General features: G+C 73.1%; 12 protein-coding genes. 4 read left to right on the forward strand and 8 right to left on the reverse strand.

Features of this window, described 5'->3' with window-relative positions; all coding sequences use genetic code 11:
• Positions 1-627: 627 nt before the first annotated feature.
• From KME80_RS47265 to KME80_RS47275, 3 genes are all read right to left on the reverse strand, one after another.
• Positions 628-1134: a helix-turn-helix transcriptional regulator gene (locus KME80_RS47265; protein WP_219518687.1), complete on the reverse strand. Its 507-nt coding sequence runs from the start codon at positions 1132-1134 to the stop codon at positions 628-630.
• 71 nt (positions 1135-1205) lie between these two features.
• Positions 1206-3044, reverse strand: coding sequence for a dihydroxy-acid dehydratase (gene ilvD, locus KME80_RS47270; protein WP_219518690.1), 1839 nt, complete (start codon positions 3042-3044; stop codon positions 1206-1208).
• 98 nt (positions 3045-3142) lie between these two features.
• Entirely contained in the window at positions 3143-3919 is a 777-nt protein-coding gene (locus KME80_RS47275; RefSeq protein ID WP_308126235.1) for a nuclease-related domain-containing protein, read from the reverse strand.
• 239 nt (positions 3920-4158) lie between these two features.
• Here KME80_RS47275 and KME80_RS47280 point away from each other — a divergent pair, with 239 nt between their 5' ends.
• Positions 4159-4884 carry a winged helix-turn-helix domain-containing protein gene (locus KME80_RS47280; RefSeq protein WP_219518694.1) on the forward strand — a complete coding sequence of 242 codons (726 nt, stop codon included), beginning with the start codon at positions 4159-4161 and terminating at the stop codon, positions 4882-4884.
• Here the strand turns inward: KME80_RS47280 and KME80_RS47285 are convergent.
• Positions 4872-6563, reverse strand: coding sequence for a serine/threonine-protein kinase (locus tag KME80_RS47285; protein ID WP_219518697.1), 1692 nt, complete (start codon positions 6561-6563; stop codon positions 4872-4874). The genes KME80_RS47280 and KME80_RS47285 overlap by 13 nt on opposite strands.
• A 53-nt stretch (positions 6564-6616) precedes the next feature.
• Here KME80_RS47285 and KME80_RS47290 point away from each other — a divergent pair, with 53 nt between their 5' ends.
• Positions 6617-6907 (forward strand): hypothetical protein, encoded by a 291-nt coding sequence (locus KME80_RS47290; RefSeq protein WP_219518701.1) that lies wholly within the window; start codon positions 6617-6619, stop codon positions 6905-6907.
• A 5-nt stretch (positions 6908-6912) separates the two neighbouring features.
• Positions 6913-7275 carry a TPM domain-containing protein gene (locus tag KME80_RS47295; RefSeq protein WP_219518704.1) on the forward strand — a complete coding sequence of 121 codons (363 nt, stop codon included), beginning with the start codon at positions 6913-6915 and terminating at the stop codon, positions 7273-7275.
• Positions 7276-7363: 88 nt separating this feature from the next.
• Here KME80_RS47295 and KME80_RS47300 read toward each other — a convergent pair whose 3' ends face one another.
• Positions 7364-8320, reverse strand: a complete 957-nt coding sequence (locus tag KME80_RS47300; RefSeq protein WP_219518708.1) for a hypothetical protein — start codon at positions 8318-8320, stop codon at positions 7364-7366.
• A 166-nt stretch (positions 8321-8486) separates the two neighbouring features.
• Between KME80_RS47300 and rarD the strand changes: the two genes are divergently transcribed.
• Positions 8487-9449 carry an EamA family transporter RarD gene (gene rarD / locus KME80_RS47305; RefSeq protein ID WP_219518711.1) on the forward strand — a complete coding sequence of 321 codons (963 nt, stop codon included), beginning with the start codon at positions 8487-8489 and terminating at the stop codon, positions 9447-9449.
• On the opposite strand, the gene KME80_RS47310 is transcribed toward rarD, so the two are convergent.
• The 3 genes from KME80_RS47310 to KME80_RS47320 form a co-directional block, all read right to left on the reverse strand.
• Positions 9343-10206, reverse strand: coding sequence for a hypothetical protein (locus KME80_RS47310; RefSeq protein ID WP_219518718.1), 864 nt, complete (start codon positions 10204-10206; stop codon positions 9343-9345). The two genes, rarD and KME80_RS47310, sit on opposite strands and share 107 nt — an antisense overlap.
• A gap of 63 nt (positions 10207-10269) precedes the next feature.
• Positions 10270-11553 carry a serine/threonine-protein kinase gene (locus KME80_RS47315; RefSeq protein WP_219518721.1) on the reverse strand — a complete coding sequence of 428 codons (1284 nt, stop codon included), beginning with the start codon at positions 11551-11553 and terminating at the stop codon, positions 10270-10272.
• A gap of 77 nt (positions 11554-11630) precedes the next feature.
• The coding region (locus KME80_RS47320) for a glycoside hydrolase family 31 protein (protein WP_219518723.1) at positions 11631-13649 on the reverse strand (2019 nt) is incomplete at its 5' end.

Consider the following 13649-nt stretch of genomic DNA (forward strand, 5'->3'; position numbering starts at 1 on the left):
CACCGGCCCCCTTCCCGGCGGGCCCCCACCCCCCTCCCGATCCGGCCCTCACCCCGCGAGAGCCTGTCCCCGGGCGACCCCCGAAAACGCGCCCGCGCCGGGCGGAGCGGCGCTTACGGCAGAGGGCCTGGCAGGGCGGCCGCCTCCATAAGGAGCCCACGCGTCAGAGCCGCGAGGAGGGGCGTGCGGAGGGGCCACGCGGGGGAACGCGCCCGGGGCCCGCGGAGGGGACGCGCGGAGGGGACGCGTGACCGGGGCGTGCCAAGGAAGGGCCGCTCCCCGGTAAAGGACCGCCTTCGCGGCCCGCGCCTCGGGAGGGGGCGGGCGCTCTCGACGGAGGGTCACGGCAGGGTTGCCGCCTCCGAAGGGGCCCACGCGGAGGGGCGCGCGGCAGGGCCGTTCCGGAGCAGGGCTGCTCCCCGGCGCAGGGCAGCTCCCCGGGGAGCGGCCCTCGTCTGGGTCCGGGCCTGTGGTGGGCGGTTGGCCGGGTGGCGGGACGGTGGGAGGCTCCGGGAGGGAGGGGCCACCCGAGCGGGACCATCCCAAGGGGTCCAGCAACGGCTGCCCCGGCTGGGCGTCACGTCCGAAAGGCTGCGGCTGGGCACGCCGCAGCCTAAGACAGGACCGTCAGGCCGGGATCTGGGTGGGCCTGGAGCGCTTGCGGCGCTGGAAGGGGAGGAAGCGGTCGGCGAGGTGGGGGCGGGAGGGGGTCAGGGTGGGCTCGACGGCGATGATGCGGTCGAAGCGGAACGCCCTGATGCCCCGGCGCATCCGGCAGACGCCGACGAGGTACCAGTGTTCGCGGTGCACCAGGCAGGTGACGGGCTCGACGTCGCGGCTGGTGACGGTGCCGGAGGCGTCGCGGTAGTGGAGGCGGACCATCATCCGGCTGGTGATGGCGTCGGCGATGAGCCGGGCGCGGGAGGCGACGTCGACGGGGAGCGGGTCGGTGAGGGTCGCGAGCGTGGTCGCGATGACGGCGTCGTCGAGGTCCAGATGGTCGAAGGCGTGCTGGAGGCCGCGCCTGGCGGTGACGGCCTGGGGGCCCGATCCCAGGTGTGCGAGGGACAGGGCGAGGGCGGCGATCTCGGCGGTCGTCAGCGGGCGGGTCTGGGGCTTCACGACTGTAGCCATACCCCAAGAATAGGTAACGCCACCGACAGTTTTCGAAAACCTGTACGGCATCGCCGTACAGGTTGACGAGGTCAGCGGGAGAGCTGCGACAGGTCGCGGGACGCGCCGGTGGAGGCGGACGTGGTCATGGCCGCGTACGCCTGGAGGGCGGCGCTGACCGGACGCTGGCGCTCGCGCGGCCGGTAGCCGCCGAGGTCGGCGAGCAGCCGTTCGCGGCGGGCGGCCAGCTCGGCCTCGGGAACGCGCAGCTCCAGCTTGCGGGCCGGGATGTCGATGTCGATCAGGTCGCCGTCCTCGACGAGCGCGATCGCGCCGCCCTCGGCGGCCTCGGGGGAGGCGTGGCCGATGGACAGGCCCGAGGTGCCGCCGGAGAAGCGGCCGTCGGTGACGAGCGCGCACGCCTTGCCCAGGCCCTTGCCCTTGAGGAACGAGGTCGGGTAGAGCATCTCCTGCATGCCGGGCCCGCCCTTGGGGCCCTCGTAGCGGATGACCACCACGTCGCCCTCCTTGACGCGCCCGCCGAGGATGCCGTCGACGGCGTCCTCCTGCGACTCGAACACGACCGCGGGCCCGCTGAACTTCCAGATCGACTCGTCGACCCCGGCGGTCTTCACGACGGCGCCGTCGCGCGAGATGTTGCCGTAGAGGACGGCCAGGCCGCCGTCGGCGGTGTAGGCGTGCTCCAGGTCGCGCACGCATCCGGCGGCGCGGTCGAGGTCGAGGTCGTCCCAGCGGTTGTCCTGCGAATAGGGCTTGACGGTGCGGACGTTGCCCGGCGCGGCGTGCCACAGCTCGACGGCCTCGGGCAGCACGGTCGGGGAGGCCGGGTCCCAGGCGGCGAGCGTCTCGCCGAGGGTGCCGCCGTTGACCGTGGGCACGTCGCGGTGGAGCAGCCCGGCGCGGTCGAGCTCGCCGAGGATGGCGGGGATGCCGCCGGCCCGGTGGACGTCCTCGATGTGGTACTTGTTCGTCGCCGGGGCGACCTTGCACAGGCACGGCACGCGCTGCGAGATCTCGTTGATCTCCTTGAGGCCGAAGTCGACCTCGGCCTCGCGGGCGGCGGCCAGGATGTGCAGGATCGTGTTGGTGGAGCCGCCCATCGCCACGTCGAGCGCCATCGCGTTCTCGAAGGCGTCGCGGGTGGCGATCGAGCGCGGCAGCACCGACGCGTCGTCGTCCTCGTAGTAGCGCCGGGTGATCTCCACGAGCGTGCGGCCGGCGTCCTCGAAGAGCTGCTTGCGGCGCTTGTGCGTGGCCAGGATCGTGCCGTTGCCGGGCAGGGCCAGGCCCATCGCCTCGGCCAGGCAGTTCATGGAGTTGGCGGTGAACATGCCGGAGCACGAGCCGCAGGTGGGGCAGGCGTTCTCCTCCAGCTCCAGCAGCTCGGCGTCGGACACCGACTCGTCGGCGGCGGCGATCATCGGGTCGATGAGGTCGAGCTTGCGGCCGGGCGTCTTGCCCGCCTCCATCGGCCCGCCGGAGACGAAGACCGTGGGGATGTTGAGCCGGAAGGCGGCCAGCAGCATGCCCGGCGTGATCTTGTCGCAGTTGGAGACGCAGATCAGCGCGTCGGCGCAGTGGGCGTTGACCATGTACTCGACGGCGTCGGCGATCAGCTCGCGCGACGGCAGCGAGTAGAGCATGCCGCCGTGGCCCATCGCGATGCCGTCGTCGACGGCGATGGTGTTGAACTCGCGCGGGATGGCCCCCGCCTCGCGGATCGCCGCGGACACCACGTCACCCACGTCGCGCAGGTGCACGTGACCGGGGACGAACTGGGTGAAGCTGTTGGCCACCGCGATGATCGGTTTCCCGAGGTCGCTCCCGGCTACGCCGGTCGCCCGGAGCAGGGCCCGGGCACCGGCCATGTTCCTGCCGTGGGTGACTGTACGTGACCTGAGGGCGGGCATCGGCGTTCTCCCATCGCTAGCGTCTACACATGGTACGGCCAACCGCTCGGTAGCTGAGACGGTTGTCCACAGCGCGGACACCAGCGACGGGTGGAGTGTCAGCCCTCGCCGTAGCGCGGAGGCAGCACCTGCTCGGCGATCTCGTAGATCCGGTCGATCTCCGTGTCGGTCAGCGCGCGCTCCCGCTTGGTGATCCACCTGCGGGCGCGGCCGCCCTCGTAGACGTCGACGCCGCGGATCGTCATGATCTTCCAGGGCACGGGCGGGCCGTAGATCGCCAGCGACGGCGTGACCGAGACCTCCCGGCCGTAGGACTTGCTGATCAGCTCGCTGGCTTGGGCGGCCTCCCACTTGGCCTCGGTGATGCGGGGCTTCATGTCGAACGGGCCGTGGAAGAGCTTCTTGCCCATCTGGACCCGTACGGGAAGGCGCTTGTCCCACTTCTCCGAGTCGACCGCGTAGACGCCCGTGGGGCCGACCACGAGGTGGTCGATCTGCGCCTCGCTGCCCGGGATCGCCCTGGCGTGGAGCGTGCGGTAGCCGCCGCGCTCCAGCTTGCGCAGCTGGGCCTCCGTGCGGCGCTCGGCCACGGAGGACCGCCGCCACGCCGGCACCGTCGAGTTGGAGCGGGCCCGGTAGACCGTCTCCAGGATCGCCGCGACCACGGCCGCGGTCGCGCCCGCGCGCCAGTCGCTCACCAGGAAGCCCACGACGACGCCGACCGCGAGCGCCACCAGCGCCCTGTTGCGCAGCCGGCGGAACCTCGGCTGCTGCAACAGGCTGCGCACGGACGCGCGCTCGACCGGCGCGAACGTGGAGGTGGGCGCCGAAGGTTTGGCGGCGGCGGTCTGCTCGCTTTCGGGTCTGTCGCTCACCCAGATGGGAGAGGTGTTGTGACCGTCTTCACGCTGAGGGTCGGAGTCCACGCAACTCACCGTAGCCCGAGGTTTCGATCGATTCCTAGTGTTGCCTTGTCCATAGTTTTATGGCCCAGCTCACCGTGTTCTACGCCCGATTTCCGGGTACTTATACCTTCCTCTCTAGAGAGGTGCGCCCCGGCTCCTGCAAGATTACAGGTGGCCGCGCGACCAGCGGAGGGCGTACAACCATGCGCATGCGTACGGTGCTGATCCAGACCGACACCAGCGTGGCCGCCGAGCTCGCGCCGGGCGAGACCGCCACGTTCGGCCGCGGCGCCCAGGACGTCCCCGTGGACATCGTGGTGGCCGACCGGGCCGTGTCCAGGCTCGCCGGGCGCATCCAGGCCGTCGAGGACTACTGGCTCATCAGCAACCTCACCCCCGACCGCACCTACGTCGTGGAGAACCCCGAAGGCGGCGGCGAGTTCGTCAAGGTGCCGCCGCGCCGCCTGTCGATGCCGGTGCCGTTCGAGTTCTCGCGGGTGATCCTGCCGGGCGAGCACGGCACGACCGGCTTCCTGGTGTTCGCGCCCGAGCACCTGTACGGGACGGCCGCCGCGCCCGCGGCCACCGGCGAGGCCACCCGGGGCGTCTACCCGCTGGACAGGACCGCCAAGTACTTCCTCATCCTCGTCGCGCTCTGCGAGCCCCGGCTGCGCGACCCGTCCAGCACCGTCGTGCCCACCGTGCCCCAGCTCATCGAACGCCTGGCCGGTCACGGCCTGACCAGGAGCGGCGTCAACTTCCACATCGACTACCTGGCCAGGACCAAGCTCCGCGTCAAGCAGGCCGACGACGCCGGCAAGGCCGACTGGCAGCGGGCCGCGCTCATCAACCTGGCGCTCCGCTTCGACCTGGTGAGGGACGCCGACCTGCGGCTGCTGCCGGGGCCGTCAGCGGCGGGCGGTCACTTGTCCTGATACTGGTCGCGGTAGCGCAGGACCTCCTCGACGTGCTTCTTCCACTTCGACGGCACGCCCATGTCGCGGCGCACCGGGTCCACGCCCGTCACGAACAGCGCCGACAGCCGGGCCGCCGGGTCCATCGGCACGTCGGCGACCTTCGGGCCGAGCGCGCAGAAGAACCGGCCCATCGCCGGGATCGACAGCTCGGGGCTCAGCGGCGGCTTCGGGATCGGGTCCTCCAGGCCGCCCGGCTGCCAGTGCTGCAGCACCGAGGGCGTCCAGCGGGCGATGCCGTACTCGTCGCCTTCCGGGTCGCTCAGGTCGGGGTCGAAGTCGCTCTGCACCTTGAGGATCGCGGCGATCAGCGCGGGGGAGAGCCCGTCGACGTCGTGGCACCAGGTGCCGGCCTCGATGATCAGCTCCCGGTACTGCGGCGGGATGCCGGCGTCGGTGCGCAGGCCCGCCGCCACTGTGCTGCCCATGCTCGTCGTGCCGCCCTGGGGTGTCCCGCCGCCCGGGGTGCGCAGGGCCAGCACGGCGGCGGTCACCGCCACGGCCAGCGCCAGCGCCGCCCCGGCGACCGTGACCACGCGCATCCGGTCGACCGGCCGCTTCTCCAGGATTTCAGGGGCGGGGGGCTCCGGCGGCTCGCCGGCGGCGGGCCGGAACGGCGGCACGGTGTGCTCTGGCCCCGCCTGCTCGTCCCCGGGGCGGGGCTCGTGGAGTCCGTGGATGGCGGACGGGGTCGTGGGGGCGCCGCGACCGCCTGACGGCTCGCTCGCGACACCCGGGGGGATCGTCTCCACGGGCGGCTGGACCTTGGCTGCGCCGTGGCCGGCCGGGGGAGGATCGGCCCGGGGAAGATCGGCAGGGAGAGGATCGGCCGCGAGCGCGGCGGCGAAGGCGGCGGCGGTGGACCAGCGGCGCTCGGGGTCCGGGTCGATGGCCTTCATGACGGCCGCGCTCACGTGCTCGGGGACGTCGGGCCGCAGCCGGTGGGGCGCGAGGCGGACCGCGCCTGAGCCGGGGATCCGGCCGGTGAGCAGGTGGTAGGCCATCGCGCCGAGCCCGTGGACGTCGGCGCGCCGGTCGGGGGAGCCGTCCATGCGCATCTGTTCGGGCGCCATGTAACCGGGCGACCCGGCCGCTATGGTGTGGCTGGTGGCGTCGGCGAGGGAGCGGGCCACGCCGAGGTCGGCCACCATCAGCCGCTCGCCGCCTCCGGCCAGCGAGCGGAACAGCACGTTGGACGGCTTGAGGTCGCGGTGCACGATGCCCATCCGGTGCAGCACCTCGACGCCCTCGGCGACCTCGCCGATGACGCGGACGGCCTCGCCGACCGCCAGCGGCCCGTCACGCAACCGGCCGGACAAAGAGCCCATGTCGGCATACGTCATGACGAAATACGGCCGCCCGTCGGGCAGCTCGCCGATGTCGTGCACCTGCACGATGCGCGGCGAGTCGGCCTGCCGCAACAGCCGCGCCTCCTTGACGAACCGCTCGCGCACCTCCGGCTCGGCTGCCCAGTTGTCGGCCAGCACCTTGATCGCCACGTACGAGTCGAGCCGCTCGTCCATGGCCAGCCAGACGGTCGCGAAGGCGCCCGAGCCGAGGGGGCGTTCGACGGGATACCGGCCGATCGTCTCTGGAGCTACCACCGTGATGTTGACCTCGTCTTGGGGATCTTGTGTCAAGACTCTCATGGGAGGGTCTGGCCGGACAGACGAACCGGGATTACGGTCTTGGTGTGGACAGCGCGCTGGAGATCCTGCTCTTCCTCGTCGGGATGTCGCTGGCCCTGTTCCTGCTGATCAGCCTGCTGGTCATGGTGCCGGGCCGGGGCTCGGCACGCAGGGCGGAGGCGGCGCCGGTGTGGTTCGGCGGGCCGGGGCGCGGCGAGCACGGCGTGAGCACGTCCGGCCTGGTGCTGGTCGACCGGCCGCCGAGCTGGCTGCCCGAGCCCGGCGCCGACTGGGCGACGGCCGCCGAGACGGCCGAGCCCAGCAGACGGGTCGGCGGCGCGTCGGCGGGCTGGTGACCGCGATGCGCACGCTCACCGCCCCGCAGGCCGACGACGTCAGGCGCGCGCTGCTCGCCGCCGAGCGGCGCACCGGGCTGCGCTTCGGCCTCTACCTCGGCCCGCCCCGCGGCGGCCGCCGCCACTTCGCCGAGAAGCTGCACGCCGCGCTCGGCGCCGAGTCGCCCGACGCGGTCGTCGTCCTCGTCGACGTACGGGGCCGCGCCCTGGAGATCGTCACCGGCGAGAACGCCCGCCGCCGCCTCCCGGACGCCGCCTGCCGGCTCACCGGCATGTCCATGGCCACCGCCTTCGGCGCCGGCGACCTCGTCGGCGGCATCCTGTACGGCATCGGCGCGCTCGCCGAACAGGCCACCGCCAGACGGTAGGCGAAGGCGCCACCTGCGCCCCCGCGGAAGGCGGCGCCCTCATGCTCCTTCCTAGCCGAGGGGGCCGCCGGGGTCAGCCTGGAGGGTTTCAGGGGGTCTGCTGTTCCAGCAGCTCGACGATGTGCCGGCTGACCCCGGCCAGCAGCGTGGCCGGGCCGAGCGGCGCGGCGGCCACGGCGGAGAACAGCGACGGCAGCCCCGGCAGCGGGAAGCCGTCGTCCTTGGCCGCCGCCGCGCCGACCGGGTTCTTGTCCAGGACGGCCCGGCTGCGCTCCCACGCCTCCAGCACCTCCTCCGGCGACGGCACCCCGAAGCCGTGGCCCACCGGGGCCGCGTGGCGCAGCCGTACCAGCGGGGTGTCCGCGAACGCCAGCGCGGTGCGGGCCCGCACGTGCAGGTCGGCGCGCGGCTCCGGCTCGATCCAGTCCATGGCCGTGCAGGGGTTGCGGCAGCCCGCCACGCAGACGGCGAGCGCCCCGGCGACCTGGCTGTGCTGCCGGTCGAAGTACGCGCGCCAGCCCTCGGCGGGCTCACCGGCGACGCGGAGGGTCCGGTTGGTGGCGGACTGCTCGGACTTGGTGTGGTCGCAGTCGCGGTCGCCGATCACGCCGAACCTGCTGCCCGTCGCGCTCAGCCCGGCCGGCCAGCGCGCCGGGTCGCCGGCGTGGCCGAGATGCGGCTCGAAGGCGAGCAGCGGCAGGTATTCGGCCGCGATGTGCACGGCGGCGATCATCGGGCTCAGCTCGCGCCGGTGCCACCGGACGGCGATGACCTCGAGCAGCAGCTCGTAGGCGGGGCGCAGCGACTCCAGCGCGCCCCTGGGCTGCTCGCGCGGCGTCTGCGGCATGTGGCAGGCGCGCGCCTGGCGCCGCAGCCCGGCGGGAACCGCCTTGGCGTCGGCGGCGAAATCCTCGGCGTCGAGTGACAACAGCCGCTGCCCGAACTCGCAGACCTCGGCGATGCGCTCGCCGGGCGCCAGCGCGCCGAGGTCCGCGAAGGCGTAGCGCCTGGCCAGTGCGATGAACAGGTCACGGGTCGTCTCCACTTGATCACCCTCTCACGGTGCGCGAACCATCCTGAAACCTTAGAGATGGCCGCGGGCGCACCGGCACGCTGGACTGTCAGCCATGGACATGCATTGGACTGTGTCAAGTTACGTGCACCTCGACGACGAACGCGACGGGAGCTGATCACCACGTAGTCTGGGCAGGGTGTCCGTTGCGTCGCGTGGAGTCCTGTTCGGTGTCGCGGCGTACGTCCTGTGGGGGTTGTCGGCTCTCTACTGGCCGCTGGTCGAGCCGACCGGGCCGATGGAGATCCTGGCGCTGCGGGTGGTCTGGTCGCCGGTCGCGATCGGCCTGCTCGTGCTCGCCCTCGGCCGCGCCCGCCGGGTGCTGGAGATCCTGCGGCGGCCCCGCGACGTGGCGCTGCTCACCCTGGCCAGCCTGCTGACCTCGGTCAACTGGGCGCTGTTCATCTGGGCGACGATGAACGGGCACGTGGTCGACGCCTCGCTCGGCTACTTCATCACGCCGCTGGTCAGCGTCGCCTTCGGGGTGATCGTCTTCAGGGAGCGGCTGCGCCCGTGGCAGTGGGCCGCGATCGCGCTCGCCGCCGTCACGGTCGTCGTCCTGACGATCGAGTACGGGGGGCCGCCCTGGATCGCGCTGGGCCTGGCGGTGACGTTCGGCAGCTACGGCCTGATCAAGAAGCGGCTGGCCGTGGGCTCCATCGAGGGGCTCATGGTGGAGACCGCGGTGCTGTTCCCGTTCGCCCTGGTCTGGACGGTGTGGCTGCAGGCGTCGGGGCAGGCCACGTTCGGGCACGTGTCGGGGGCCAACACGCTGCTCGGGATCGGCTCCGGGTTCGTCATGATGGTGCCGATGCTGCTGTTCAGCGCCGCCGCGACGAAGATCCCGCTGAGCGTGACCGGCATGCTGCAGTACATCGAGCCGATCGTGCAGTTCCTCGTCGGGCTGCTGGTCTTCCGCGAGCCGATGCCGGCCACCCGCTGGCTGGCGTTCGGGCTGCTGTGGGTGGCGCTGGCGGTGCTGACGGCCGACGGGCTCAGGCCACGGGGTCGGGGTCGCGGCGCTCGCCCACCTCGAGCGCGCTCCGCTCGATCATCTCGAACTGCCGCATCAGACGTTCGAGGTCAGGAGGGGACACCGTGAACGTGTCGTGCACGGCCTCGCCCGCGGCGGTGTAGCTGAGCTCGTGGCCGCACGCCCCGTCCCACACGCCGGTGATCACCCGCATGGCCGGGGGCAGCCGGTCGACCTGCACGCGGCGCACCTTGACCCCGGCCTCGATCTGCTCGCGGGCCAGCGCGTCGAGCGCGTCGGTCCACTCGTGGTAGATGAACACCCGGCGGATCTCCACGCCCCGCCTGAGCGCCTCGACCTGCGCCTGCCAGTATTGCCTGCCCACAGGCTGGAGCCACCACGACAGGTCGACCGACGGCACGCTGGTGACGCACATCGACTCGCGTGACTGCTCGATCAGCTTGAGGAACACCCCGGCGTCGCCGTAGGGGGCGCGGAAGTGGCCGCGCTCCAGGTCGGCGAGCGTGCGCAGGCACTCCTCGAAGGCGTTGCGGCAGGCGTCCTCGGCGGGGGTGCCCTTGTACTCGCGCTCGACGTGCTTGGCGGCCCGGAGCATGGGCTCCATCAGGTCGGGCAGCCAGGGGATCTTCTCGATGGTGGAGACCATGTGGCCGACCCGGGTCTCGTGGTCGATCCGGCGCTTCTCCCGCAGCAGGGTCTGGATCTGCAGGGTGATGACGCCGCCGATGAGCCCGGCCACGGTGCCCAGCGCCTGCGCGGCGTCCTCACGGACGTAGAAGATCACCGCCAGGAGGACCGACAGGCCGGTGCCGATGATCAGGACGGGGTCGACGATGATCGAATGCCTTTTGGCGGGCCTCTTCACCAGGGGGCTCCCAGGGCAGGGCGTGGGGGGACAAGGCGCAAATATAGTCGATCATGGTGAGAGTCACGGGCAGGGTGCCCGGATGCACTGTATGTCGCCCGGCGGCTCCGACACGGTCGGTTCGCTGGTCGGCTCCTCGGACGGCGGGGTGGTCGGCTGCTCCGTCGGCTCGGGCTCGGGCTCGGGGTCCGGCGGCGGAGTGGGCGTCGTGGTGGGCGTGACGGTCGGGCCGGCCGTCACGGTGGACGTGGGCGTCGGGGTGGGCGTGGCCTGGCTGGGGCGCGTGCCGGGGGAGCGCTTGGACGGCGGCGCGAGCTTCGTGCCCGGCGACGGCGCGGCGCCGGTGGTGACGCCCGCCGACGCCTGCTGGGTGAGCGCCGGGACGACGCCCTGCTCGCCGCCCGCGGTCTGGGCCGGGCGCAGCCACACCCCGCCCGCGACGGCGGCGCTGACGATCACGGCGGCGGCCACGGCCAGCACGGCCGGGGCCAGGCGGCGGCGGCGCGGCTCCGCGAACGAGGCGGGCGCGTCGAAGGCGCGGCGGGCGGCCTCGGCCATCTGCTCGGCCGACTCCCAGCGCCGCTCGGGCGCTTTCTCCAGCGCCTTCGCCACGACGTGGCGCGGCCCCGGCGGCACCTCCGACGGCAGTGTGGGCGTGGCCGCGTGCAGGTGCTTGTAGATGATCTGGACGGGCGTGTCGCCCTCGAACGGGAGCCGGCCGGTCAGGCACTCGAAGCCCACCACGCCCAGCGCGTAGACGTCGACCGCGGGCGTCACCTCGCTGGCCGTGGCCAGCTCGGGCGCGCAGTAGCCGGCCGAGCAGAGCATCGCCCCGGTGGCGGTGAGCTGACCGGCCGACGCCGAATGCGCGATGCCGAAGTCGGTGAGCGCCACCGAGCCGCCGGGCCTGATCAGCAGGTTGGCGGGCTTGACGTCGCGGTGCACGATGCCCTGCCGGTGGGCGGCGGCCAGCGCGTCGCCGACCTCGGCGATCAGCCGCATGGTCGCCGCCGGGCTGAGCGGGCCGCGGCTCAGCACCCGGTCGAGGGACTCGCCCTGGACGAACTCCATCACCAGGAAGCTGAGCCGGCGCTCGCCGATCTCGCAGGTGCCGTAGTCGTAGACGTCGACCACGCCCGGATGGCGGAGCGTGGCCATGGCCCTGGCCTCGTTGTGGAAGCGCCGCAGGAACGTGGCGTCCTCGCTCAGGGCCGGCATCAGCACCTTGACGGCGACGGTGCGGCCGAGGACCGTGTCGTCGGCACGCCAGACCTCGCCCATGCCGCCACCGCCCAGGCGGCTGGTCAGCGTGTAGCGGTCGTTGAGCGTGGTCCCGGAACCGAGCACGTTATCGAGGCTAACACCGCCGCTCGGCTGCACACGCCCTTTCGCCGCCGCTCAGAACGCGCCGGTCGTGGCGCCCCTCAAGCGGCGAACACGGGCGACAGCTCTGGCCAGCGCTCCGCCGCGCACAGCACCGGCGGGCGGTCGAGCGGGGCGGGCAGCACGACCTCCCGGCCGCCGCCGAGCGGGCGGCCGGTCCAGACGTCCACCCAGTCCCCCTCAGGGAGATAGACCGAAATTTCCGAAACGTCGGGATCGGTCACCGGTGCCACCAGCAACGCGTCCCCCAGCTTGAACTGCAACGGACGCCGCCACACCGCCGGATCGCCCGGATGGTCGAAGAACAGCCCGCGCATCAGCGGCGCCCCGTCCAGCGCCCGGCGCGCCTGCTCCGCCAGGTAGGGCACCAGCCGCTCGCGCACCTCCACAAGCCGCCTGAACACCGGGATCACCCGCTCGTCCCCGGTCTGCGCCGCGACGTTCCACGGCGTCCGGTCCCGGATCGGCGTGCGATGGTGGTTGAACTCCGAGTGATACTGCATGATCGGCATGAACGCCGCCGCCCCGGCCGCCCGCAGATAGAGCTCCGCGTCCGGCACCGGGCCGGAGAACCCGGCCAGGTCCCAGCCCCAGTAGACGATCCCGCACGCCGAGGCCGTGATCCCCGCCCTGACCGAGGAGCGGAACGCCTCCCACGTGGAGTCCTCGTCCCCCGCCCAGAACGCGCCGTGCGCCTGCGACCCGGCGAACCCGGCCCGGCTGAACGTCACCGGCGCCTTGCCGTGCCGCCGCAGCAGGTCGCCGAACGCCCGCGCGTAGTGCACCGGGAACAGCCCGTTGCCGTCGTCGCCCCGGCGGCCGTCGGCGTAACGCAGGTCGTGCCCCCAGGCGTGCTCGCCGCCGTCGGTCTTGAACCCGTCGATCCCCACTTCGTCCACCAGGTACGCCCGCTTGGCCGTCCACCAGTCGCGCACCCGCGCCGACGACAGGTCAGGCATGAGCGCCAGCGGGAACCACCAGCCCCGGTTCCGGTACGGCCGGCCGTCGGCCTCCTTGACCCCGTAGCCGCGCTCGACGAGCTGCCGGGCGTCCACGGCCGCCTGGTGGCGCGGGTGCGGGCGCGTCTTCTGCAGCGGGATCTGCCACAGCAGCACCTTGACGCCTCGTTCGTGCAGCTCGTCCACCATGCCCTTCGGGTCGGGCCACGGCCCGTCCGCCGGGAAGGCGTAGTCGGCCAGCCGGTGCGGCTCCTCCGACGCCTCGTAGCGGGCCCCGCGGAACGCGGTGAACGTCGTCTCGTCGCTCCACGCCTCGATGACCAGCGCGCCGACCGGGATGCGGTGCTCGCGGTGCCGGTCCATCTCGGCCATCACGCGCTCCTGCGTGTTCCACTCGTTGCCGCTGGCCCACAGGCGGAACACCCACGACGGCAGCTCCTCCGGCCGCCCCACGTCGTCCAGGAAGCGCCGCAGCACGTCCGCCGGGGCGCCGCCCTCGTACAGCTCGACGGCCAGCTCGCCGTCCGGGCCGAGCTCCGCCTCGACGCGCAGCCGGCCGGGCACGCTCGCGCCCACGTCGTACCAGGTCCGGCGGCTCGTGACCACGTGGAGACCCCACGTCGCCCGCGCGCCGACGACCAGGGCGAACGGCATCGGCAGGTACGTCCTGCCGTGCGCGCCCTGCGCCTTGTACTGCTCGAACACCACCGCGTCCAGCTCCCGGCCGCGCTGGTCCACCGCGTCGAACCGCTCGCCGAACCCGACCACGTGCTCGCCGTCGCGCAGCTCCAGCTCGAACCGGACGCGCAGCGGCCCGTCACCGTCGGCCAGCCACCGCACGCTCCCCGGCACCACCCGGTCGCCGCCGCGCACGTCCAGCTTGCCGCCGGCCGCGCCCCACACCGCCGCCGTCACCTCGAACCACCGGGAGGCACGGGTCCGCCCCTCCCCGTCGGCGGCCCGGAACCGGTAGGTGTAGCGCCGCCCGGCCTCCAGCGGCGGCGTCCGCACCGCCCACGACCCGGCGGCGGCCCGCGCGGCCCGCGCCTGCGCGGCGGCCAGGTGCCCGCCGTCGGCGCCCGCCTCCCGCGCGCCGGGGCC

The sequence above is a fragment of the Nonomuraea ceibae genome, assembly GCF_019396325.1.
Classification (GTDB): domain Bacteria; phylum Actinomycetota; class Actinomycetes; order Streptosporangiales; family Streptosporangiaceae; genus Nonomuraea; species Nonomuraea ceibae.

What these genes read in the sequence shown, in the direction of transcription:
- KME80_RS47265 (WP_219518687.1), bottom strand. Translation starts at nt 1,134, where the DNA reads ATGGCTACAGTCGTGAAGCCCCAGACCCGCCCGCTGACGACCGCCGAG.
- ilvD (WP_219518690.1), bottom strand. Translation starts at nt 3,044, where the DNA reads ATGCCCGCCCTCAGGTCACGTACAGTCACCCACGGCAGGAACATGGCC.
- KME80_RS47280 (WP_219518694.1), top strand. Translation starts at nt 4,159, where the DNA reads ATGCGTACGGTGCTGATCCAGACCGACACCAGCGTGGCCGCCGAGCTC.
- KME80_RS47295 (WP_219518704.1), top strand. Translation starts at nt 6,913, where the DNA reads ATGCGCACGCTCACCGCCCCGCAGGCCGACGACGTCAGGCGCGCGCTG.